This is a genomic window from Streptomyces sp. WM6372, from assembly GCF_001279655.1.
Lineage (GTDB): Bacteria > Actinomycetota > Actinomycetes > Streptomycetales > Streptomycetaceae > Streptomyces.
Genome location: NZ_LGDB01000212.1, coordinates 1 through 22,172, shown reverse-complemented (window position 1 = coordinate 22,172; position 22,172 = coordinate 1). Strand labels below are relative to the sequence as shown.

Annotated in this window: 16 protein-coding genes and 1 pseudogene; 5 read left to right on the top strand and 12 right to left on the bottom strand. The window is 73.0% G+C overall.

Annotation, left to right across the window (positions count from 1 at the left end; translation table 11 throughout):
- Positions 1 to 54: 54 nt before the first annotated feature.
- The 6 genes and pseudogenes from ADK52_RS28780 to ADK52_RS28755 form a co-directional block, all read right to left on the bottom strand.
- Positions 55 to 3,645 carry a bifunctional glycosyltransferase/CDP-glycerol:glycerophosphate glycerophosphotransferase gene (locus tag ADK52_RS28780; RefSeq protein WP_053692769.1) on the bottom strand — a complete coding sequence of 1,197 codons (3,591 nt, stop codon included), beginning with the start codon at positions 3,643 to 3,645 and terminating at the stop codon, positions 55 to 57.
- Between the two features lie 179 nt (positions 3,646 to 3,824).
- Positions 3,825 to 4,199, bottom strand: coding sequence for a hypothetical protein (locus ADK52_RS28775; RefSeq protein ID WP_053692768.1), 375 nt, complete (start codon positions 4,197 to 4,199; stop codon positions 3,825 to 3,827).
- An 80-nt stretch (positions 4,200 to 4,279) separates the two neighbouring features.
- On the bottom strand, positions 4,280 to 4,726 hold the full coding sequence (locus ADK52_RS28770) for a roadblock/LC7 domain-containing protein (RefSeq protein ID WP_234344296.1): 447 nt from the start codon (positions 4,724 to 4,726) through the stop codon (positions 4,280 to 4,282).
- 80 nt (positions 4,727 to 4,806) lie between these two features.
- Positions 4,807 to 5,598 carry a DUF4388 domain-containing protein gene (locus tag ADK52_RS28765; protein WP_053692767.1) on the bottom strand — a complete coding sequence of 264 codons (792 nt, stop codon included), beginning with the start codon at positions 5,596 to 5,598 and terminating at the stop codon, positions 4,807 to 4,809.
- On the bottom strand, positions 5,595 to 6,014 hold the full coding sequence (locus ADK52_RS28760; protein WP_053692766.1) for a hypothetical protein: 420 nt from the start codon (positions 6,012 to 6,014) through the stop codon (positions 5,595 to 5,597). Before ADK52_RS28760 ends, ADK52_RS28765 begins: the two co-directional genes overlap by 4 nt.
- A 271-nt stretch (positions 6,015 to 6,285) precedes the next feature.
- Positions 6,286 to 6,513: pseudogene (locus tag ADK52_RS28755) on the bottom strand (helix-turn-helix domain-containing protein); the annotation flags it as partial.
- A gap of 274 nt (positions 6,514 to 6,787) precedes the next feature.
- On the opposite strand from ADK52_RS28755, the gene ADK52_RS28750 reads away from it, so the two are divergent.
- Positions 6,788 to 8,074 (top strand): helix-turn-helix domain-containing protein, encoded by a 1,287-nt coding sequence (locus ADK52_RS28750; RefSeq protein WP_053692764.1) that lies wholly within the window; start codon positions 6,788 to 6,790, stop codon positions 8,072 to 8,074.
- Here ADK52_RS28750 and ADK52_RS28745 read toward each other — a convergent pair.
- From ADK52_RS28745 to ADK52_RS28730, 4 genes are all read right to left on the bottom strand, one after another.
- Positions 8,001 to 9,932, bottom strand: coding sequence for an APC family permease (locus tag ADK52_RS28745; protein WP_053692763.1), 1,932 nt, complete (start codon positions 9,930 to 9,932; stop codon positions 8,001 to 8,003). The two genes, ADK52_RS28750 and ADK52_RS28745, sit on opposite strands and share 74 nt — an antisense overlap.
- Positions 9,929 to 11,416, bottom strand: coding sequence for a helix-turn-helix domain-containing protein (locus tag ADK52_RS28740; RefSeq protein WP_063783958.1), 1,488 nt, complete (start codon positions 11,414 to 11,416; stop codon positions 9,929 to 9,931). Before ADK52_RS28740 ends, ADK52_RS28745 begins: the two co-directional genes overlap by 4 nt.
- 319 nt (positions 11,417 to 11,735) lie before the next feature.
- Entirely contained in the window at positions 11,736 to 12,191 is a 456-nt protein-coding gene (locus ADK52_RS28735) for a (2Fe-2S)-binding protein (protein WP_053692762.1), read from the bottom strand.
- Between the two features lie 28 nt (positions 12,192 to 12,219).
- Entirely contained in the window at positions 12,220 to 14,430 is a 2,211-nt protein-coding gene (locus ADK52_RS28730) for a xanthine dehydrogenase family protein molybdopterin-binding subunit (protein WP_107090191.1), read from the bottom strand.
- 323 nt (positions 14,431 to 14,753) lie between these two features.
- On the opposite strand from ADK52_RS28730, the gene ADK52_RS28725 reads away from it, so the two are divergent.
- Positions 14,754 to 15,002: an SCO4226 family nickel-binding protein gene (locus ADK52_RS28725; RefSeq protein WP_107090192.1), complete on the top strand. Its 249-nt coding sequence runs from the start codon at positions 14,754 to 14,756 to the stop codon at positions 15,000 to 15,002.
- A 208-nt stretch (positions 15,003 to 15,210) separates the two neighbouring features.
- Positions 15,211 to 16,647 (top strand): PP2C family protein-serine/threonine phosphatase, encoded by a 1,437-nt coding sequence (locus ADK52_RS28720; protein WP_053692760.1) that lies wholly within the window; start codon positions 15,211 to 15,213, stop codon positions 16,645 to 16,647.
- Positions 16,648 to 16,793: 146 nt separating this feature from the next.
- Here ADK52_RS28720 and ADK52_RS28715 read toward each other — a convergent pair whose 3' ends face one another.
- Positions 16,794 to 18,275 carry a hypothetical protein gene (locus tag ADK52_RS28715; protein ID WP_053692759.1) on the bottom strand — a complete coding sequence of 494 codons (1,482 nt, stop codon included), beginning with the start codon at positions 18,273 to 18,275 and terminating at the stop codon, positions 16,794 to 16,796.
- 230 nt (positions 18,276 to 18,505) lie between these two features.
- Between ADK52_RS28715 and ADK52_RS28710 the strand changes: the two genes are divergently transcribed.
- Both ADK52_RS28710 and kstD read left to right on the top strand, forming a co-directional pair.
- The gene (locus tag ADK52_RS28710; protein WP_053692758.1) at positions 18,506 to 19,630 is read left to right on the top strand and encodes an aminoglycoside phosphotransferase family protein; all 1,125 of its coding nucleotides are present in this window, start codon (positions 18,506 to 18,508) and stop codon (positions 19,628 to 19,630) included.
- 204 nt (positions 19,631 to 19,834) lie between these two features.
- Entirely contained in the window at positions 19,835 to 21,628 is a 1,794-nt protein-coding gene (gene kstD / locus ADK52_RS28705; RefSeq protein WP_053692797.1) for a 3-oxosteroid 1-dehydrogenase, read from the top strand.
- Positions 21,629 to 21,644: 16 nt separating this feature from the next.
- On the opposite strand, the gene ADK52_RS28700 is transcribed toward kstD, so the two are convergent.
- Positions 21,645 to 22,145, bottom strand: coding sequence for a hypothetical protein (locus ADK52_RS28700; protein WP_053692757.1), 501 nt, complete (start codon positions 22,143 to 22,145; stop codon positions 21,645 to 21,647).
- Positions 22,146 to 22,172: the final 27 nt, after the last annotated feature.

Sequence of the window (22,172 nt, the reverse complement as noted above, 5' to 3'; positions counted from 1 at the left end):
TCATCGGTGGGCCCGGGGCCGGTCGGCAACGCTTCCTGAATGCACTCCGACGGCTTACACCGCCGGCTCGGCCGCCATGGAGAGCATCCGGTCGACGACGCGCTCGGCGGCGCCGCCGTCGTCCAGGTCGCAGAACTCGGCGCGGAACGCGGCCCGCGCCTCCGTGAACTCCGCCCCGACCGCGTCCGCGCCGCGCACGGCCTCGATCAGGCTCGCCGAGTCCGCCAGCAGCGGGCCGGGGGCCTTGGCCTCCAGGTCGAAGTTGAAGCCGCGCAGCGTGGTCCGGTAGTGCTCCAGGTCGTACGTGAAGAGCAGGATCGGCCGGTCGGTGAGCGCGAAGTCGAACAGCGCCGAGGAGTAGTCCGAGATCAGGACGTCGGCGACGAGCAGCAGGTCCGTCGCGTCGGGCCAGCGGGACACGTCGACGACGAACCCGTCGCGCACGTCGTCCCGTACCTGCTCGGTCACGTGGTGGTGGCCGCGGACCAGCAGGACGTGGTCCTCGCCGAGCTCGCGCCGCGCCGCGTCCAGGTCGATCTGGAGGTCGAGCTTGTAGCCGCCCGACCAGCCCTCGCGGTTCTCGCGCCAGGTCGGCATGTAGAGGACGACCTTCTTGCCCTCGGGCAGGCCGAGCCGGCGGCGGACCTCGGCGATCCGCTGCGCGTCGGGCTTGACGAGCGCGTCCGTGCGCGGGCTGCCGGACTCGATGACCTCGCCCTGGTAGCCGAGGGCGCGCTTGAGCAGCGGCGTCGCGTACGAGCTCGGGGAGGCGAGCAGCGACCACTGGGCGCTGTCGTGCTCCAGCCCCTCCAGGATCTCGGGGCTCGTGTAGTAGTCGTGGATGAAGTCGTGGCCGATCTCCTTGATCGGCGTCCCGTGCCAGGTCTGGACGACGATCTGGCCGGCGCGGCGCTGGAAGCGCCGCGGCACGCTGTCGTTCACGACGTAGTAGCGGGCCCGGGCGAGGACCTCCCAGGCCTCGGTGCTGTCGTACTGCACGGCGCGGGCGGTCGCGGGGACCTCGGCGCGGCCGTCGCGGACGAGCCAGACGTGGTCCAGCTTCTCGCCGCGGCGCAGCAGCTCCTCGTGGATGGCGCGGGGCGCGTCGCCCGCGCCGTTCCCCTGGTGCGTGTCGTAGACGACGATGTCCTTGACCGGCAGGGCGCGCTGCGCCGGGTAGGTCTCGTACCGGGTGACGCGCTGGGCGTACCGGGAGCGGTCGTGCGGGCTGAGCAGCGGGTCGGCGACGAGCACCATGCGGTCGTAGAAGCGGGCCTCGACCCGCATCCGGCGGCCCTGGACGGTGATCGCGTGCGGTCCGGCGTGCAGGGCGGTCGGCGCGAGCTGCACCGGGGCGCCGCGGTCGACACCGAGCAGGCCCGCGGTGGTGCCGCCCTGGGCGAGCGGGCGCAGGGTGGGCCACCAGCGGCCCTTCGGCAGCGTGGTGCGGCCGGCGTAGGACTCGGGGAGGACCGGCTCGAAGGTGGATGCGAAGCGGTCGCCGTCCCGGGTGACGGGGTAGCTGAACTCGGCGCCGTGCGCGTCGTGCAGGACCAGCTCGTACGGCTCGTCGGCCGGCGCGACGAACCGGCCCTTGACCGTGAGGGTGCCGTCCTGGCCCGTGACCGAGTCGACGAGCGGCGGCGAGGGCTGCACGGAGAGGGTCAGGTGCCCGGTGTTGCCGCGCTTGGCGAAGAGGGCGCGGTCGGCGTCCCCGCCGGGCAGGGGCACGACCAGGCCGTCGAATCCGCCGCGCTCGTCGTGCGCGAGGCGGTGCTCGGAGCCGTCGGCGCCGACCACGGTCAGGCTCCACGGCTCGGGGGCCCACTCGCCGGGCTCGCACACCGCGTCCGGTACGGCGGCCAGCTCGGCCAGCGGTACGCGGACGGTGAACGGGATCCGGCCGGCGCCGCCGGAGCCGCTCGCGGCGGCGGTCTCGATCGGGAAGGTGAGGACGGCGGCGGTGGAGACGTGCTCGGCGCGCAGGGTGGCGCCGGCGCCGATCTCGGCGGCCAGCTCGCCGGCCACCTCGACGGCGTCCTCGCCGGCCCGGCGGACGTCGAGGGCGCGGGCCCGGACGGTCTCGACCTGGATGGTGAGGGCGCCGGTCGCGTTCGGCACGATGCGGACGTCCGGGGTCACCCAGTGGGCGGGCGGGTTCTGGCCGGAGTCGGACTCACCGCCCTTGAGGCGGGCGCGGTGCAGGCCGCCGGCGCCGGTGACGGCGACGGAGGTGGTCCATATGCCGTCGTTCCACTTGCCGCCCGACTGGAAGGCGGTGGGGTCGACGACGGCGGTGAAGCCGGCCCAGTCGGCGTGCCGCAGCGCGAGGTGCGCGGCGTTGACGGTGGCCATCGGGGAGGCGACCGTACGGGCGCTGACGACGGTACGGCGGCGCTTGCCCCCCTCGCGGAAGACGAGCATCTTGCGCGAGCCGAGGCGGCTCTCCGCGCCGAGGTGGCCGGGCAGCGCGTAGCCGCGCAGCAGCAGCTTGCCGTCGCTCCAGACGGCCTGCTCGAGGCGGCTGACGACGCGGCGCTCGCGCGGGCCGAGGGTGAGGATCTTGGCGGGGACCGGCGGACGGCCGTGCAGGAACGGGTAGTCGGCCTGCGGGCGGGCCAGCCCCTTGACGGGGACGCTGTACGCGTAGTCACTCTGGTGCTTCGTCAGGGCGATGAAGTCCTCGACGCGGCCTTCGCGGGCCAGGTACGCCTTGAGGCGGTCGGCGACGGTCAGGTCGGACCAGGGGCCGGTGCCGATCTCGCGGACGAGGCCGCCGACCTCCTTGACGAAGGCGGCGCGGAAGTCGGCTCCGCCCTCACCGACGTACTTGTAGATGAGCGGGAGTTCCTCGCTCAGCACGTTGTAGTCGTAGTCGCGCAGGTAGCGGGCGTACTTGGCGCCCTCCTTGGCCTTGAGGGCCTCGCGGACCAGGCGGACGGAGGTGACGCGGTCGATCAGGGAGACCGGGTCGGTGGAGCGCTGGGTGATGGAGCGCTCGCCGGTCTCGCGCACGCGCCAGTGGTAGACGCAGTCGCTGATGACGTCGACGCTGGACGCGAAGTAGTGCGCGGGGATGCTGACGGGGGCGTCCTCGTAGAGGATGCCCTCGGGGTACTGGAATCCGTGCTCGTCCCAGAAGCTGCGCCGGTAGACCTTGTTCCACGCGGTGCGGTCGGTGACCAGCGCCGGGAACTTGGAGATGTGGGTCTTCAGCTGCGTCTTGGCGAAGGCGGCCCGGTGGCCCCAGGACTGCTGCATGCCGACGGAGCGGAAACGCTTCACGTTGCCGCCGGCGAAGTCCGAACCGGTCTCGTCGAGGGCGGCGATCAGGCGCTCGTACGCGTAGTCCGGCATCGTGTCGTCACTGTCCACGAAGGCCAGGTACTCGCTGCCCTCGGCGGCGTGGCGGGCTCCCACGTTGCGGGCGGCGCCGAGTCCGGCGTTCTCCTGCATGACGACCCGGAAACGCTTGTCCCGCGCGGCGAAGGCCTTGGCGATGACGGCGCTGGTGTCGGTGGACCCGTCGTCGACGAGGATGCACTCGAAGTCGGCGAACGTCTGGGCGGCAATGGACTCCAGGCACTCGTCGAGATAGAGCTCGACGTTGTAGACGGGGACGACGATGCTCAGGCGCGGGGGCATGGGTGGCGGGTTCTCCAGCGTTTCAAGCTATTTCGATGATCAGGTGATGAGAGCATCCTACTCGGTAACGGGATGATAAAGTCCCCCCATCCTGGACATATGACCCGTGACCCCCGGGGCGGACGGCAAAGAATTCAGCCGCCCGCCACCTCGGCGTCGGGGTCGGACCGAACGTCTGCTCAGATTTCGAGCTCCGCCTCGATCTTCATGAGCTGGTGCCGGGCCATCGCGAGGTTCGCCCGGCCGCGGTCGAGCGCGAGGTAGAGGAAGAACCCCTTGGAGTCGCGGCTCTTGAGCAGCCGGATGAGGTGGTACTGGGTACCGAGGGTGATCAGGATGTCCTCGATCTCGTCCTTGAGGCCGAGCATCTCCATGGTGCGCACCTTCGCGCGGACCACGTCGGTGTTGCCGGCCGCGGCCACCGTGAGGTCGAGGTCCTTGCCGCCGCCGATGGTGCCGAGGGCCATGCCGCTGCCGTAGTCGACCAGGGCGGCGCCGATCGCGCCGTCGATGGTGGCGAGGGTTTCCTTGAGAGCGGTCTCCACGTTGGCCATGAGTGGCTCCTCTTCTTTCTCTGTGTGCTGGCGAATTTCAGACGGTTTTCCGGTGGGCTTTCACGCCCGGTCTGTACTGACTACGCCCGGTCCGTACCGACATGGACGTGCGGGACCTCGGGGCCGCGGCGCCCGAGGACGTGGTCGATGAGCTCGGCTATGCGCAGGCTGGAGCGGCGGGCCTCCAGATGGAGCCGGCCGACGTTGACGCGGGGCTCCGCGATCAGGGTGAGGACGGCGGCGTCCCCGGCCGCGTAGGTGGCCACGTATCCGTGCTCGCCGCGTATGAGCAGTTCGCGGAATCCGCCCTGGCCGGTGGTGTCGCTGAGCCGTTGGGCCACGCCGAGGGCGGCGGCGGTCAGTGCCGCGACGGACTCCGCCTCGGTGGCGGCGCTGTCCTGCGCGAGGACCAGGCCGTCGGCGCTGCCGGCGAGGGCGCCGGTGAGCTGGGGGACCCGGGCGCGCAGCCTGCGGAGCTCGGCGAGTATCTCGGCTTCGGCCTCGGGGGGCAGCATCGCCGTGCTCATGTCGGCCTTTCTCCCTTCGGGCTGCCTCCGCTCGGAGCGGTCGGCGCGCTCGGACCGCAGGGCCGGTCGCAGCGGGAGCCTCACAGGCTTGCCTCCAGTGCGTCGCGTAACCGGCGGAGCAGCGCCACGTCCGGGGATTGGGTCTGGGTGATCCAGTCGGGCAGGGGTGTTTCGACCGGTGTCAGGACCGGCGCGTGCGGGGTCTCGACGAGCCCGGCCGCCGCGAGGCGCCGTACGTCGAGCAGCGTGTGGAAGGCCGGGCGGCCCAGCGACCACGCGAGGTCCGCCGGGGTCCGTACGCCGTCCGCCCTGGCCAGCAGGACCCGCTGGCGGGGGGTGACGGTCTGGCCCGGGGCGGCCGCCCGGGGCACCACGGGGGAGGTGTCCAGCAGTGGGTACGGCCACACGGCGTCGAGCAGTTCCCGCCGGCGCCGGGTCTCCCGTTCGACGGCGGCTGCCGGGACCGAGCGGACGGAGCCGATCCAGTGGGTGGCCCCGCGGCGGAACCGGGAGGGCCCGGTGCCCGGGGAGAGGGCGAAGAAGGCGGCGTCGAAGATGGCGGCGAGGTGGCATATCTCCAGTTCGCCGCCGGCGAGGCCGCCGCTGTCCACGAGGAAGCGGGCGACCTGGCGGCGGGCGCCGGCCCGGTCCACGGCCTCGCGCCAGCGCTCGGGGGCGAGGCCGCCGCCGGTGGTGAGGAGGACGTCGAGGCCGGGGGTGGCCGGGCTCTCGGCGTGCACGATGCGGCCGTCCTCCAGGAAGAGGGTGCCGCGGTCGCGGAGCAGGGCGCCGGTGGCGCGCTCCGCGGCGAGCCGGGTCAGGAGGGGCGAGACGGCGACGGCGGCGAGGCCGCCCACCGGGGCGGCGGTCATCTGAGGACCAGCCCCTCGGCGAGGATGCGGAGTCTGTGCCGGGCGAGGGCGAGGTTGCCGTCGGCGCGGTCCAGCCACAGGTGGAGGAAGACACTGCTGTCGAAGCTGGTTTCGACGAAGCGGAGGACGTGGTAGCCGGTGCGGGTGGTGACGATCAGGTCCTCCACGGGCAGCCCCAGGCCCGACTGGCCCAGGTCCGGTCCCGATGCGGGATCGGGCGCCGGCTGGGCGAAGGACTCGTACTCGGCGGCCGCCCGGGCCAGCTCGGCGGTCTCGGCCGCGGTGGTCTCGTGGTCGCCGACCGGCGAGTCCCCGGCGGTGCCGAGGGCCAGTCCGCTGCTCCAGTCGACCAGCGCGGCCCCCCGCGCACCAGGCAGGGCCATGGCTTCGAGCAGGCATTCGTCGATCCCGGGCACGCGGGCTCCCCTCCCGGCCAGACGTGCGAAGTGCACGGTCTACGGCGCGACAGGAGGGAACTTACTCAGGTTCCACACCACGGAAGGGGCTTCTGGCATTTTCCGCGGGAACATGCACTGAACCACGCGGCTGCGTGGCCGGAACACGTCGACTTCTGATCACGAATGTTGATCACGGCGGTCGATCACGCAACAGGGCGCACGGGGCGCATACGGCGCGCGAGGCTCACCGGGGAGCTCGGACGGGGGCTCACGAAGCAAGCGGAAGATGTTCCGCGAGCCGGAAGGCGCCGCCCTCGCGCTCGACGTATCCCTCGTGGCTGAGGGTGCGCAGCAGGTGGTACACGGTGGGCAGCGGAATCCCGGTGAGCCGCGCGAGCCGTTTCGCCGTCGCCCCGTCCTCGGCGTACATCGCCTCCAGAAGGCGCAGCGCCCGCTGCACGGAACCGATCAGGGTGGGCGCGCTCTCGCTGTCCTTCTGACCGCCGTCGGTGACCATGAATACTCCCCCTGCTCCGGTACGAGTCCTGGCACCCCCCATGAAAGTCGCTCGCGGCCCGCAATCCCAGCTGACTCGCGCACATCCGGACATAAGATCACCACGCCCCGCCCCGGACCTCCCGTGCTCGGGCGAAAGCGAATGGTTCGAGGCGGTGCCCGTCGGGACGCCCGCCTCCGCAGCCACAGCGCGCGGGGTGATTCGGACACGTTGGCGAACGCGGCCCGGTCCCGGCCCTCCCCAGCGCCCCCTCCCCCGTGTCACCCTGCCCGTCATGGAGCGGATCATCGAGGAGATACGCGAGGACCTGTCCCGCCGGATCACCGTGACGGCGGACCGGCTCGCCGACCGGACGCTGGCCGAGGATCCCGCGTACGCCGCCCTGCTCGGCCGGGCCGAGCTGCGCGAGCGGATCCGCCTCGGCCTCCGGCAGTCCGTCGAGGGGCTGGACCGCGGCATCCGCGGGCTGCCCGTGGAGCTCGCGGGCGCCCGCGCCACCGGCACGCTCCTGGCCGAACAGGGCGTGCCGCTCGACTCGTTGCTGCACGCCTACCGGCGCGGTGGCCGCATGGTGTGGCAGACCCTCAACGAGGCGGTGGCGGCCCACGACCCGGCGGCGCTGCCCCGGCTGCTGCCGGCCGCGGCCGTGCTGTGGGACGTACTGGACCAGCTGACGGACGCCGTGGCCGACGCGTACCGCGGTACGGACGCCGCGCGCTGCGACCGCGACCGGGAGCGCCGGGCGGCCCTGCTCGACGCCCTGCTCGACGGTACGGCTCCGCCGGACGGACCCGCTGCCGCGGAGGCGGCGGACCGGCTCGGCCTCCCCGGACGCGGCCGCTTCGCGGTCGTCGTGCTCGCCCCGGGCGCGCCGGTCGCCCCGGGCTCGCGGGACGCCCCGGGCTCGCCCGGAAACCCGGGCGGTTCCGGCGGCCCGCCCGCCCCGGACGGCCTGCGCGTGCTGTGGCGGATCCGCGCCGACGGGGAGACCGCCCTGGTGGAGCTGGGCCACCATCCCCTGGAGTCCGTACGGGAGCTGCTCGGCGCGCTCGGATCCCGGGCCGGGGTCAGCCCGGTCGTGGAGGGCCCCGGGGACCTGGCCCGGGCGCACCGGCTGGCCGCGCTCGCGCTGCGCACCGCCCCCGCGTCCGGCGGTCCGTGCACGGCCCTGCTGGACGAGCGGCTGCCGACCGCGCTGGTCGCCTCCCAGGCCGAACTCGCGGGCCGGCTGCGGCAGGTGGTGCTCGGCCCGGTGCTGGCGCTGCCCGCGGAGGACCGCCGGGTGCTGCTGACCACGCTGGGCACGTGGCTGACCTGCCAGGGCTCGACGACGTACGCCGCGCAACGGCTGTACTGCCACCGCAACACCGTCTCGAACCGGCTGCGCCGCCTGGAGCGGCTGACCGGCCGCACGCTCTCCGACCCGGCGCACGTGGTGGAGCTGGCACTGGCCCATGCGGCGGTGCTCCAGCGCGCGAACGCCCCCGCTACCTCGCCGGCTCCGCCGGCCGGGCCGACTCCAGCAGGTACGGCACGTCGATCACCGCGACCCCGGGGGTGAACAGCAGCCGCGCCTTCAGCCGCAGCGCGTTCTGGTTGTGCAGGGGCTGCTCCCACCAGTGCCCCACCACGTACTCGGGGATCACCACGGACAGGATGTCCGTCCCCTCGGCGGCGGCCAGCTCCTGCACGTACGCGAGCACCGGCCCGATGACCTCGCGGTACGGGGAGTGCAGGATCTTCAGCGGTACGCCCGGGTCGTGCTCCGCCCAGGCCTCGCGCAGCCGCCGCGCGTCCTCCTCGTCGGCGGCGACGGTGACGGCGGTCAGGGTGTCCGGCCGCAGCGCCTGTGCATAGCCCAGTGCCTTCAGCGTCGGGGCGTGCACGTTGGACACGAGCACCAGCACGTGGTGGCGGGAGGGCTTGCGCGGCTTGACCCCGGAGGCGACGGCGACCTGGGCCGAGACCCGGTCATAGTGCCGGCGGACCGCCTTCATGCCCAGGAAGAGCAGCGGCATCGCGATGACGACCAGCCAGGCGCCGTGCGTGAACTTGGTGGTCAGGACGATGACCAGGACCAAGGCGGTCAGGACCGCGCCGACCGCGTTGATCGTCAGCCTCCGGTGGATGTGGATCCGCTGCGCCCTGGGCGTGGCCGGGGAGGCGAGCTCCCGCCGCCAGTGCCGGACCATGCCCGTCTGGGAGAGGGTGAAGGAGACGAAGACGCCGATGATGTAGAGCTGGATGAGCCGGGTCAGCTCGGCGTCGAAGGCGACGATGAGGGCGACGGCGGCGAGCGCGAGCAGCACGATGCCGTTGGAGTAGACGAGCCGGTCGCCGCGGTTGAACAGCTGGCGCGGCGCGTAGCGGTCCTTGGCCAGGATCGAGGCGAGCATCGGGAAGCCGTTGAAGGCCGTGTTCGCGGCGAGGATCAGCACGCCGGCGGTGACGGCTTGGAGCAGGTAGAAGAGGAAGTGCCAGTTCCCGAAGGTGGCGCGGCCGATCTGGGCGAGCGCGGTGGACATCGGCGTGCCGGCCGGCAGGCCCAGCTCCGTCGGGTCGGCGGCGACGTGCACCTCGTAGACCATGGCGAGGATCGTGATGCCGGAGAACATGGTCACCGACAGGATGCCCATCGCCGCCAGGGTGTTGGCGGCATTGCGGCTCTTGGGCTTCCGGAAGGCGGGCACGCCGTTGCTGATCGCCTCGACGCCGGTCAGCGCCGTACAGCCCGAGGCGAAGGCCCGCATCGCGAGGAGCACCAGGCCCAGCCCGGTGAACGTGCCCTCCGCGGTGATGGGGAGATCGGCGGACTCGGCGCGGATGGTGTCCCCGGTGGCGATCCGGACGGCCGCCACGGCGAACATGACGTAGACGACGAGGACGAAGCCGTAGGTCGGAACGGCGAAGATGCGTCCCGACTCCCGTACGCCGCGCAGGTTCATCAGCATCAGCAGCACCACGAACCCCACCGACAGGACGACTTCGTGGTCGCTGAGCGAGGGGATCGCGGAGGTGATGGCGTCCACGCCGGAGACCACCGAGACGGCGACGGTCATGACGTAGTCGACGAGCAGCGCGCTGGCGGCCGTCAGGGCGGCGGTCTGGCCGAGGTTCTCCGAGCTGACGATGTAGGCACCGCCGCCGCCGGGATAGGCGTAGCAGGTCTGCCGGTAGGAGGCGACGACCACGATCATCAGGAAGACGATGGCGGCGGCCGCGTACCAGGTGAGGTGGAGCAGCGCCGCGCCGCCGAGGGCGAGGATCAGCAGGATCTCCTCGGTGGCGTAGGCCACGGAGGAGAGCGGGTCGCTGCAGAAGATCGGCAGCGCGAGCCGTTTGGGCAGCAGGGTCTCGCCCAACCGTGCGGTGTCGAGCGGTTCACCCACCAGCACGCGCTTCAGATTGATACGCCTCATCCCGGCATGATCGTGCATGTTTCATGCGGTTTGCCCCTTATCGGGACAGTGTCATGGCGCGGACCCGGCGAACCGGCCAGTTCCTCGGCCCGGTGGGCCAGCCACAGGTCGTGGCGGGCGCTCGGCGACTGGAGCAGCGAGCGCTCCAGCAGGACTTCGATCCGGGCCAGCCGCTTGCGCGTACCCGGCACCGAGATGCCGAGCGCGGCGGCCGCCGGGACCAGGTGCGCGTCGTGCCGCAGCCAGGCCCGTACGGTCTCGCGGGCGCCGGGCGGGGCCTCGTGCCCGCTCAGCGGCGCCAGGTGCGCGCGGGCCCAGGCCGCCAGGTCGGGGTGGCGCAGTACGCCGTCCAGATCGGCCGGGGCGCCGGCCGGGACACCCGCAGCGCCGGCCGCGGCACCCGGGGAGGCGCCCCGCCCGCCCGGGGTCAGCCGCAGCGCGAACGAGAGCTCCGCCTGCTCGGGCAGCCGCGCGAGGTCCCGGCCGAGCACCGACTCGATCAGGCGCAGCCGGGTGGCCAGGGTGTTGCGGTGGATCTTCAGCAGCCGCGTCGCGTGCGGGCCGAAGTTCAGCCAGGCGTGGGCCGTGGCCCGCAGCTCCTGCGGGCCGGGGTCCTGGGGGCGCCGGGGCTCGTACGTGTGCAGGGGCGCGAGCAGGGTCTGCGCCCAGCCGGTCCCGGCCGCGTGGGCGGCCAGCTCCAGCTCGGGCCCGGGGCCGAAGCGGGCGTGCCGCCCGGCCCGGCCGCGGGCCACGGCCAGGGCGTGGAAGGCCTGGGCGTACGCGGCCGGTGCCTCGCGCAGCCGCAGGTGCCCGCTGACCCCGACCGCCCGGTCCCGCGCCGCGCCCACCAGCGCCTCGGACAGCGGATCGTGCTCGGCCGAGAGCGCCGCGGGGCCGGCCGGGACCAGGGCGATGAGGTGGCGCACGTACACCGGGCAGCGCACGATCCAGGCCCGGCCGCCGGTCAGCTCCTCGCAGAGCCGGGCCACCTCGCCCCGTTGCCCGGCCCGGCATTCCACGACGTACATCCGCAGCGGGTCCGGCAGCGGGGGCGTGAGCGCCTCGGCGATCTGGTGGGCGGTGGAGAGCCGGCCGTTCATCAGCAGGTGCAAGACGGCCTCGCGGGCCCGCGATTCGGCGAGCTCGGCCCGCTCCTCGCGCCGCTCGGCCTCCTCGGCGCGCAGGACGAGGGCCAGCGCCGCGGCGGAGTCCGCGAGCAGCGCGGGCGCTTCGGGGTGGTGCGGCAGATCCAGTACGGCGGCCAGGGCGCGCCCCCCGTCCAGCGCGAACAGCAGCGCGGCCGAGCCCTCGCCGTGCAGGACGGCCGAACGCACGCCCCGGGTGCTCAGCTCCGCGGCCCCGCGGACGGCGAGCTCGGGACCTGCGGGCGCGTCGGCGTCCACCACGCCGGTCCAGCCGTCCAGCCGGGCGGCGAGCCACTCCAACAGGGCGGCCGAGCCGCCGGAGTGGGCGAGGCGGTGCACCTTGAGGATGTCCTCGGACCGGCCGCGGGACCGGTCCGCGGGCGGGGGCGCCGCAGCGGGCGTATGCGGGACGGGCGGGTGCGAAATGAGGGGCTCCCTTCGGTCCGGGCCGCGCCGTCGCGGTCGGCCGCCCGGCGCATCACTGTGCTCGGTGATACCCGCCCCGCCCCGTCACTGTGCAGGGCGGACCCTGCGAACCTCCGGCCGGCCGCCTAGGTTTGACCCCGAGCGGTCGGGCCCCGGCATCGACGGGGGAGTCGCCGGGGCCCCTCTCGCTCGCGGCCGCGCGGCTGACGGCCCCCGCGCGGGCCCGGGCGGCTCACATCCGGGCGGCCGCGCTGCGGATGGCCTCGCGGATACGGAAGTAGGTGCCGCAGCGGCAGATGTTGGCGATCGCGTCGATGTCCTCGTCCGTGGGCGTGCCGGTGCGCTTCAGCAGCGCGACGGCGGCCATGATCTGGCCGGGCTGGCAGAAGCCGCACTGGGCGACGTCCTGTTCGAGCCAGGCCTCCTGCACGGGGTGCAGGACGTCCCCGTCCGCCAGCCCCTCGATGGTGGTCACCGTCCTGCCGGCGCACGCGGAGACGGGCACCACGCACGGGCGGACGTCCGACCCGTCGAGATGGCTGGTGCAGGCCTTGCAGACGTCCACGCCGCAGCCGTACTTGGGGCCGCGTACGCCCAGCATGTCGCGGAGCACCCACAGCAGGGGCATGTCGTCGGGCGCGTCCACGGTGACGCTCTGCCCGTTGACGGTGAAGGTGTGCGAGGGCACGGCGGACTCTCCTGAACTGGGCTACCGGCTAGCGGGGGTACGGGGTGAAGTCGACGTCGAAGTCGAGGGGGAAGCTGCGCGGCTTGGCACCGGTGGCCCGGGCCCAGGCATTGGCGATCGCGCCGACCGCCGCCGGGACGCCGAGCTCGCCCGCGCCGCCGGGCTCCTCCCCGGTGGCCGGCAGGACGAAGACCCGTACGTCCTGCGGGGTGTCGCGCTGGCGCGCCCAGTGGAACTGGCTGTAGCTGCCCTCCAGCGGCAGCCCCTTGTCCAGGTGCAGCCCGGCCTTCAGGGTGGTGGAGATCGCGTCGGTGAGACCGCCGATCATCTGGGCCTCCAGTCCGCGCGGGTTGACGGGCAGGCCCACGTCCACCGCGATGACGGCCTTGGTGACGCGGACGTGCTCAGGGTCCCGGGCGTCGATCTCGACCAGGCAGGCCGTACGGGACTTGTACTCCTCGTGGAAGGCGATGCCCTGCGCGCAGCCCGCCGGCATGGGCCGCCCCCACTCCCCCTCCGTCGCCGCCTTGTCGAGCACGGCGCGCTGGGCGTCGGTCTTCAGGAAGGTGCGCCGGAACCGGTACGGGTCCTTGCCGGTCCGCGCGGCGAGTTCGTCGACCACGATCTCCTCGGCGCCCCGGGTGTTGGCGGAGTACACCGAGCGCCAGGACCCGGTCGGGATGCCGGTGGGCACCTCGCTGAGCCCGTGGGTGGTGAGCCCGAAGTGGTAGGGGGACTTGATCGTGGTGTGGAACAGGGTCTGCGCGAGGGTGGCGTTGCCGATGCCGAGCGGCAGGCTGGCGGCGGTGGCGGTGATGATCTCGCCGAGCCCGTGCCGGAAGTCGGTCTCGGCGGCGGCCACCCGGTGCTCGAACGAGAGCACCTCGCCCAGCAGATGGGTGGCGCGGATCTTGTGGTGGGTGGCGGGGCGCATCCGGCCGTGCCGGGTGTCGTCGACGCGGGTCCACATCAGCCGGACGGGACGGCGGCAGGCCTTCGACACCCGGGCGGCCTCCAGCGCGGCGTCGAAGAACAGGCGCCGCCCGAAGGAGCCGCCGGCCTGGACCACGTGCACGGTGACCTTGTCGAGCGGCAGACCGAGATCGGCGGCGATGGTCTCGCGGGCCACGATCGGGGACTTGAGCCCGGACCAGATCTCGGCGCGGTCCTCCCGTACGTCGGCCACGGCGGAGTTGGTCTCCATGGGCGCGTGGCTGACGAAGGCGAAGTCGAACTCGGCGTCCACGTACGGGGTGAGCAGCGGCGGCACCAGCAGCGGCGGGGTGGCGGCGCGCAGCGTGGCGCGGACCTGCTCGTCGGAGAGCTGGTCGGCGGGGCCGGGGCCCCAGGTGACCTGGAGGGCGGCCTTGGCGTCGAGGGCCTGGCCGAAGGTCTCGGCGACGACGGCGACTCCGGTCGCGATGGTGACCACGTGCAGGACGCCGGGCATGGCCCGTACGGCGGCGAGGTTGGCGACGCCCTTGACGCTGCCGCCGAGGCTGGGCGGGCGGCGCACCACGCAGGGCTTGGCGCCGGGCACGTCGAGGTCGAGGGTGTACCGCTGGGCGCCGGTCACCATGGCGCGGGCGTCGATCCGGCCGGTCGGCCGGCCGACGAGGGAGTGCTTCGCCGCCTTCTTGGGGGTGGCGCCGAGGACGACCAGGGTGGGGTCGGCGGCGGCCGCGGCGAGGCCCCCGTACGCGGCCGTGCGGCCGTCGGGCGCCCGTACGACCCCGTTCGCGGTGGTCAGCGAGGAGGCGGCGAGGTTCCAGCGGCGGGCGGCCGCGGCGACGAGCCGGGCCCGGGCGGTGGCGGCGGTCTGGCGGACCGGCCCGTAGAGGGAGCGGATGGAGTTGGAGCTCCCGGTGAGCTGGTTGAACAGCAGCTCGGGCCGCGCGTCGTCCAGTTCCACGCGGACGGCCGCCAGCGGCGCGTCGAGCTCCTCCGCGACGAGCATGGCGACGGCGGTGGTGAGGCCCTGGCCGACCTCCTCGCGGGGCAGCCGGAACCGGATGCTCCCGTCCGCCTCCACGGAGAGCGCCAGCAGGGCGGAGGTGGGCGCGCCGGCCAGGATGAACAGGTCGCCGAGGTCGACCAGATCGGCGGGGGCGGGCAGGCTCGGGACCACGGCGTGGGCGGGCTGCGGGGCCAGGACGTCGGCCCCGGCCCGGGTGACGAGGGCGAGCGTCGGCGCGGCAACGAGGTGGGTGAGGAAGGAGCGGCGGCTCTGCCCGGTCATGTTTCGTGTCCCCACCCTGCGCGGATCCGCGTGCGCGAACCTCCACCGGCTCATTACCGGCACGTAGCGTAGCGATCATGGGATGAGCTGGGAAGTGGAAGGGGGGTGTCGTCCGGGCCGCGAGGGGACGGGGTCCTTCGTTCGGGGGGTACCCCGCGGGGGTGCGGACCCGGCTCGTGTACGGATTCCGCCGCCCGGAAGTGTCGTACGCCTCGCCCGTACGATCGATCTGCGCCCTCCGGAGGGCCGGTTTCCGGCCGCGGGAGGACGATGGGAGGAGAGACGGCCGTACGCGCCGACATCACGCGAGGAGGTGTGTGGCGGTGACGATGTACATGGATGTCCACCACGGCATGAAGGGCATTACGGAAGCCGAGCTGATGGCCGCCCACAAGGCGGACCTGGCGATCGAGCACGAGGAGAAGGTGCACTTCGAGCGCGCCTGGGCCGACCCCGCTTCCGGCACGGTGTACTGCCTGTCCGATGCGCCCTCGGCCGACGCGGTGATGCGGATCCACGAGCGCACCGGACACCCGGCCAGCGAGATCCACCCGGTGCCGATCACCGTGTGACGCGGGAGGGCTCGGGCAGGCCCCGGAAGGGCTGACCGGAAACGTTCGTACGCGCGAAGGGGGGGCCGGGAGGCCCTTGGCATATGCCCGAAGCAAGGCCGTTACGGATGTTGCCAAACGACTTACGGGTCGTCGCGGCCTGTGCAACAGTCGTAACCGGTCCTTCCTTCAGACATGGCCGTACCGCGCCGCCTGTATCGGAGTTCTCATGGCGTCCCACCTCTTCGCGGACCGTCCCGCGCAGCCGCCCGAGCCAGGGTCGGTGGACGCACTGATCTCGCAGACCCGGCGGCTCCGCGGCGAGGTGGACGCGGTGCGCCGCGACACCGTCGTCGACGACGACGACGCGCAGGGCCGCTGGCAGCGCGCGCTGTGCGATCTGGCCGTCCACCAGCTCGACGACCTGGGCGAGCACTTGGGCCAGCTCAAGGAGGGCCTGCCGGTCGCCCCCGAACTCGACGGGCTCGCCGAGGGCGAGCCGGAGGACGACGCGGCAGCCGGGCCCGAGGCGCAGCAGACCCGCATCGGCAGCGCCGAGTGGAACCTGCTCACCGACGAGGTCAACTGGTCCGAGGAGCTGTTCCAGATCTTCGGCCGCTCCCCCGAGGCGGGTCCGCTCCCCCTCGACGAACTCGGCTCCACCCTCTTCTCCGAGGACCAGCCGCTGCTCACCTCGATGGTGACGGCCTGCCTGGTCGACGGGAAGCCGATCGACGGCGAGTTCCGCATCGTCCGGGCCGACGGCCGCGTCCGGACGCTGCACATGCGAGGCGAGCCGGTACTCGACTCCGACGGCTGCACGGCCTCCATGTGGGCCGTGCTCCGGGACGTGAGTGAGCTGCGCCGAAGCCAGCGCGCCGTACGCGAGTCCCGTGACTCGCTGCAGCGCCGGCGGGAGATCGCGCAGACCGAGCACCGGCTGGCGGTCGAGCTGCAGGAAGCCGTGCTCCCCCCGTGGCGCGGCTCCCTGCGGTTCCCGCACCACACCACCGGCACGCTCGACGTCGCCGCGCACTACCTGCCCGCCGCGACGAGCGCGCTGATCGGCGGGGACTGGTACGACGCGCTCGAACTGCCCGACGGCCGCTCGCTGCTGACCGTGGGCGACCTGACCGGGCACGGGGTGACGGCCACCTCCGGGATGGCGATGATGCTCGGCGCCCTGCGCGGCATGGCGATGGCCGGGATCGAGCCGGGCCCGCTGATGGGCTGGCTCAACCAGCTGCTGGAGTCCTCCGTCCAGCCGGCGCTCGGCTCGGCGGTGTGCTGCCGCTACGATCCCGCCCGCCGTGTGCTGTCCTGGGCGCAGGCCGGCCATCCGGCCCCGCTGCTGTTCCGCGGCGGCTCGGGCCGCGCCCTGCAGCCGCCGGAGGGCGTACTGCTGGGCGCGACCTCCGGGGCGGCGTACGGGCAGGCCGAGGAGCGGCTGGAACCGGGCGACGTGCTCGTCCTGCACACGGACGCACTGACGCCGTGCAGCATCGAGTTCAGCCGGGCGGACGGCACCGAGCGGCTGCTGGCCCTCGCGCCGCGGTTCGCGGGCGCGCGGTCGGCGCAGGACTGCGTGCGGATGGTGGTCGAGGAGTTCGGTGTGGGTGAACGGGAGGACGACGCCTGCGTCCTGGTGGCCAGGGTCGGGGGCTGACCGCCCCGCGAAGGGCCGACGGGTACCGCTTCAGGGCCGCGCCGCACGGCGCGGCCGTTCTCGTCTCCGTACGGGTGTCGTGCGGACAGATGTCGTGCGGACAGGCGTCGTGTGTACCGGTGTCGTGCGGAGGGGTGCCACCGGCGCTAGACGGTGCGCTGCGACGGGCTGTTCGGCAGGGCCAGTGCGATCTCCGCCCGCAGGTCCTCGATCCGCGCGTACCCGGCGTACTGTCCGGTCAGCCGGTACATCTCGCGCAGCCGGTCCCAGGTCCGGTGCGAGGAGGTCTCGTTCATCGAGACCAGCGCGAGCCGGGCGTAGCGGTCGGCCTGTTCCGGATCGTCGGCGATGAAGCAGGCCGAAGCCATGGAGATGTAGTCGAAGATCTGCGAGCGCTGGTGGCCGCCGGACCGCAGCCGCAGCGCCTCCCGGGCGTGCCGCTGGGCGATCGGCGCGACCGAGGGATCGTGATCGGCGAGGGTGCGGAAGGCCAGGGCCTGCATGCCGTGCAGGTCCGCCTCGTCGAAGTTCTGCATCCAGCACGGCGGGGGGACGTCGCCCTTGTCCGAGACGAACAGGTCCTCGGCCTCGCCGAGGGTGCGGCGCATGGCCTGGCCCTTGCCCATCGCCGCCTGCGCCCAGGCCTCGATGGTGTGCAGCATGGCGCGGGTACGGGGCAGGGTCTGCTCGCCGGAGCCGGACTGGGCCAGCTTCATCAGGTCCAGGGCCTCGTGGGGCTTGCCCAGGTGGACCATCTGGCGGGCGGCCCGGGACAGCGCTTCGCCGGCCCGCGGCCGGTCCCCGCCCTCGCGGGCCGCGTGCGCGGCGATGACGAAGTACTTCTGCGCGGTGGGTTCGAGACCCACGTCGTGGGACATCCAGCCCGCCAGCACCGCCAGGTTGGCCGCCACCCCCCACAGCCGCCGCTGGAGGTGGTCGGGGTGGTGGTACGCGAGCATGCCGCCGACCTCGTTGAGCTGGCCGACCACGGCCTTGCGCTGCAATCCGCCTCCTCGCGAGGCGTCCCAGGCGCGGAACACCTCCACGGAGCGCTCCAGCGCCTCGATCTCCTGGGAACCGATGGGGGCGGCTTCGTAGCGGTCGTAGCCGATCGGATCGGCCTGGTAGGAGTCGCCGAAGTGCTGCGGGGCCTTGGCGGGGGCGGGATCGGTGTGGAGCCAGTCGTTCATGGCGTGGGTGAGGGCGGAGCCGGCGGTGAGCGCGACACCCGCGCCCATCAGACCGCGACGGTTGAGCATGAGGTCCATTCCCGTGAATTCGGTGAGGACCGCGGCTGTGCGTTCGGGCGCCCAGGGCATTCCGTCGGGGTTCTCCTTCGCCCCGTCCGGCTGCCGTTTGGTGGTGCGCCGCTGCCGTACGAACCCGAGGTCCTCGATGGTCACGACACGACCGAGCCGCTCGGTGAACAGGGCTGCCAGTACGGTCGGCACCGGTTCGCGCGGGGTCTCCCCCATGTCGATCCAGCGCCGTACCCGCGAGGTGTCGGTGGCCAGCTGGTGGTGGCCCATGGCCGCCGCCTGCCGGTTGACCATCCTCGCCAGCTCACCCTTCGACCAGCCGGCCAGACCGAACAAGTCGTTCAGGCGGGTGTTTGGTCCTTTGCTCACGTCAAGCCCCCAGGTTCTCGGCTGATTTGACAGTAGCCCGCCGTCAGAGGCCTCGTGCATATTCGCCAGGCTTCGCCAGGGCACGCTTCGTGGTCCGCCACCCACGGCCGGGTGTCAGGTAGGAATGCGCCTCCCCGACCCGGTCTCCGGGCGGAACTCCCCAGGGTGAAGCAGGGGACCGGCGGGGCGGCGTACGCAACTCGTCGGCGCACGAAGGGATCCGTAACGCCATGTACGCAGCAACGTCCTCCGTGTCCGCCCCGGTCCGGCCGCACCGCACGCTCCAGGCGGGCGGCGGCCCCTACATCGACCCCGGCCGCCAGGCGGCACCGGCGCAGGGCGCCGTACGGGCGCGGCGGATGCCGGGGGCCGGATCGCAGCCGCTCAGCGGAAGAATCGACCTCTCGGGGCCGCAGGGTGCGCAGCTGCGCACCGCGCTGGCCTCGGTGCAGCGGATCTGTCCGGAGTTCGCGCCGGTCCAGGTGCTGCGGCGCAGCGGCCGGTCGGTCCTCCTGGTCGGGACGACAGGGCGGATGACCGCGGTCGCCAAGGTTTTACTGGACCACTCGCCGGAATGGCGCGAGCGGTACCGGCACGAAATAGCGTCGTACCGGGCGTTCGTCCGGCACCGCCCGCCGGTCCGGGTACCGCGGCTGATCGCCGCGGATCCCGAGAACTGCACGCTGGTGGTCGAACGGATGGCGGGCCGGGTCGCGGCTTTGCAGAGGCACCCCGTGGAGGCCCCGCCGCGGGCCGACGTACGGGCCGCGCTGGGCGCGGTGTGCCGGGTGAACCAGTGGCGTCCGCCGACCGATCTCTTCGGGGACCCACTGAACTACGGGCAGCGCGTGGCGCGGTACCACGAGCTGGGGCTGCTCACCGACCGGGATCTGGGTGACCTCCAGAAGCTGCTGTGCGGACTGAAACTGGCGGGCGTCCAGCGGCAGTTCAACCACGGTGACGCGCTCCTGTCGAACCTGCTGCTGTCTCCGGCGGGGCCGGTGCTGCTCGACTGGGAGCACGCGGGCTGGTACCTGCCCGGCTACGACCTGGCCACGCTGTGGACGGTGCTGGGCGACGCCCCGGCCGCTCGCGGCCAGATCAGCCGGCTCGCCCAGTCGGCCGGTCCGGCCTCGCGGGACGCGTTCCTGGTCAACCTGATGCTGGTGCTGACGCGGGAGATCCGGATGTGTGAGACGGCGGTCCAGCGCTCCATGCTGGCGACCGCCCCGAACCACCCGCTGCCGGCGGGCTCCCTGTCCTCCGGCGAGGAGCAGCGGCTGCTGCTGCGCCGTCTGCACGACGACTGCGGCATGGCCCGCAGGGCGGTCCGCGCGGCGGTCGGGACCCGCTGATCCCGGCGGCCCGACCCCGTACGAAAATCCCGTGCCGTACGCACCCGGTGTGCGTACCACGGGATTTCGTGCGTTCCGGGCCGTCCCGCCACCCCCGCGCATGCCTTGACATCACATGATCCCCCGAACACCTTTTCTGACTCAGCATCAGAAATGCTGGAGCCGCCGATCGCCCCCGCCCTCCCACTCCGCTGGAGCCCGCCCATGTCCGCAAGCGCTGAGTCCGCATGCCCCACCCCTCCCTCCCGCCGTACGGTCCTCGCCGGGGCCGGGGCGGGGGTGCTCGCCGCAGCCGTGCTGCCGCCGACCGCCGCACGGGCCGCCGACGGGGCCGGTACGGGGGTTCCGCTCGGCGAGTACGACGTGGTCGTGGTCGGGTCCGGGGCCTCCGGGATGACCGCCGCGCTCACCGCCGCCAAGCGGGGCCTGAGCGTGCTGGTGGTCGAGAAGGCGCCGACGTTCGGCGGTTCGGCGGCGCGCTCCGGGGCCGGGATCTGGCTGCCGAACAACTCGGTGATCCTGGCGGCGGGCGTGCCGGACACCCCGCAGAAGGCGGCGGCGTACCTGGCGGCGGTCGTCGGCGACGGCTCGCCGGCGGAGCGGCAGGCGGCCTTCCTCGCCAACGGCCCCCGGATGCTGGACTTCGTGATGGCCAACAGCCCGCTGCGCTTCCGGTACATGGACGGGTACAGCGACTACTACCCGAACCTGCCGGGCGGGCTGCCGAACGGCCGGTCCATCGAGCCCGACCAGATCGACGGACATCTCCTGGGCGCCGAACTGGCCCGGCTGAACCCGGCGTACATGCCGGTACCGGCCGGGATGGTGGTCTTCAGCCAGGACTACAAGTGGCTGAACCTGGCGGCCGTGAACGCCAAGGGCCTCGCGGTGTCCACGCAGTGCCTGGCGCGCGGCGCCGAGGCCGCGCTGTGCGGGCAGAAGCCGCTGACGATGGGCCAGGCGCTGGCGGCCGGGCTGCGGGCCGGGCTGATGCAGGCCGGGGTTCCGGTGTGGCTGAACAGCCCGCTCGTCGACCTGGTGCAGGAGGGGGGCGCCGTCACCGGTGTCGTGGTGGAGAAGGAGGGCGTACGGGGTGTCGTACGGGCCCGCAAGGGCGTGATCGTCGGCTCGGGCGGCTTCGAGCACAACGCGGAGATGCGGGCGCAGTACCAGCAGCAGCCCATCGGCACCCAGTGGTCGGTCGGTGCCAGGGAGAACACGGGCGACGGGATCCGGGCGGGGCAGCGGGCGGGGGCGGCGCTGGCCCTGATGGAGGACGCGTGGTGGGGGCCGTCGATCCCGCTGCCCGGGGAGCCGTACTTCTGCCTGGCGGAGCGCACGCTGCCCGGCGGGCTGATCGTGAACCGGGCGGGTGCGCGGTTCGTCAACGAGGCGGCCCCGTACAGCGATGTGGTGCACGTGATGTACGAGAAGGACCGGGGGGCGGCGGGCTCGCACATCCCGGCCTGGCTGATCGTGGATCAGAACTACCGCAACAAGTACCTGTTCAAGGACATCCTGCCGACGATCGTCTTCCCGGACGCGTGGTACGAGGCGGGCGCGGCGAAGAAGGCGTGGACCTGGGACGCGCTGGCGGGCCAGATCGGAGTCCCGGCGGGAGCGCTGCGCGCCACCCTCAACCGGTTCAACGCCCAGGCGTGGAACGGCACCGACCCCGATTTCCACCGGGGGGACACGGCGTACGACCACTACTACACGGACCCCGGGGTCCAGCCGAACTCGTGCCTGGCCCCGATCTGGGCGCCGCCGTTCTACGCCTTCAAGATCGTGCCGGGTGACCTGGGCACGAAGGGGGGCATCGTCACGGACGCGCGGGCCCGCGCGCTGCGTCCGGACGGCTCGGTGATCCGGGGCCTGTGGGCGGCGGGCAACGCGAGCGCGGCGGTGATGGGCCACAGCTACGCGGGGGCGGGATCGACGATCGGCCCCGCGATGACGTTCGGCTACGTGGCGGCGAACGACATCGCGGACGCGTAGCGCCGGCTGCGGGTGGCTAGCCCTGCTGGAAGAGCTCGGCGGGGAGCGGCTTGAGCAGTGCGTACAGATCGTCGGTGATGGGGCGGTCCCAGCTGGCGATGGTGACCAGCACGTTGTCGCTGCGGTCGAACTGCACGCAGCTGATCCGGCCCTCGGAGAGCTTGACCTTGCGGACGATGAGGAGGTTGTCGCCCTGCATGACGGGGCAGTCCTCGATGCCGGTGACCTCGACGTCCTCGTCGTTCTCGAGGGCGTCGAGGAGCTGGGCCACCTCGAAGGGGACCTGGCCGTCGGTGAGCTCCCGGGCCGGGGAGCCCTCGGGGAGGTTGCCGATGATCATTGCGGGGCCGCGTCCGCCGAACAGGTCGTAGCGGAGGAAGACGCCCTGGCAGCTGCCGTCGGGCGCGGGCAGCAGCCCGGCCCCGAGATTGCCCGGCCAGTCCCCCGGGTCCATGGCCAGGACGTCGAAGTCCGGGCCGGCGGGTGTGGCGGCGCGGTTGCGGCGGAGGAAGGACATGCCGCCATGGTACGTGCCCGCCCCGCA

Excerpts from the sequence above, each read along its gene's own strand:
- ADK52_RS28780 (WP_053692769.1), bottom strand. The coding sequence starts at position 3,645 with ATGCCCCCGCGCCTGAGCATCGTCGTCCCCGTCTACAACGTCGAGCTC.
- ADK52_RS28775 (WP_053692768.1), bottom strand. The coding sequence starts at position 4,199 with ATGGCCAACGTGGAGACCGCTCTCAAGGAAACCCTCGCCACCATCGAC.
- ADK52_RS28770 (WP_234344296.1), bottom strand. The coding sequence starts at position 4,726 with ATGAGCACGGCGATGCTGCCCCCCGAGGCCGAAGCCGAGATACTCGCC.
- ADK52_RS28765 (WP_053692767.1), bottom strand. The coding sequence starts at position 5,598 with ATGACCGCCGCCCCGGTGGGCGGCCTCGCCGCCGTCGCCGTCTCGCCC.
- ADK52_RS28750 (WP_053692764.1), top strand. The coding sequence starts at position 6,788 with ATGGAGCGGATCATCGAGGAGATACGCGAGGACCTGTCCCGCCGGATC.
- ADK52_RS28745 (WP_053692763.1), bottom strand. The coding sequence starts at position 9,932 with ATGAGGCGTATCAATCTGAAGCGCGTGCTGGTGGGTGAACCGCTCGAC.
- ADK52_RS28730 (WP_107090191.1), bottom strand. The coding sequence starts at position 14,430 with ATGACCGGGCAGAGCCGCCGCTCCTTCCTCACCCACCTCGTTGCCGCG.
- ADK52_RS28720 (WP_053692760.1), top strand. The coding sequence starts at position 15,211 with ATGGCGTCCCACCTCTTCGCGGACCGTCCCGCGCAGCCGCCCGAGCCA.
- ADK52_RS28710 (WP_053692758.1), top strand. The coding sequence starts at position 18,506 with ATGTACGCAGCAACGTCCTCCGTGTCCGCCCCGGTCCGGCCGCACCGC.
- kstD (WP_053692797.1), top strand. The coding sequence starts at position 19,835 with ATGTCCGCAAGCGCTGAGTCCGCATGCCCCACCCCTCCCTCCCGCCGT.
- ADK52_RS28700 (WP_053692757.1), bottom strand. The coding sequence starts at position 22,145 with ATGTCCTTCCTCCGCCGCAACCGCGCCGCCACACCCGCCGGCCCGGAC.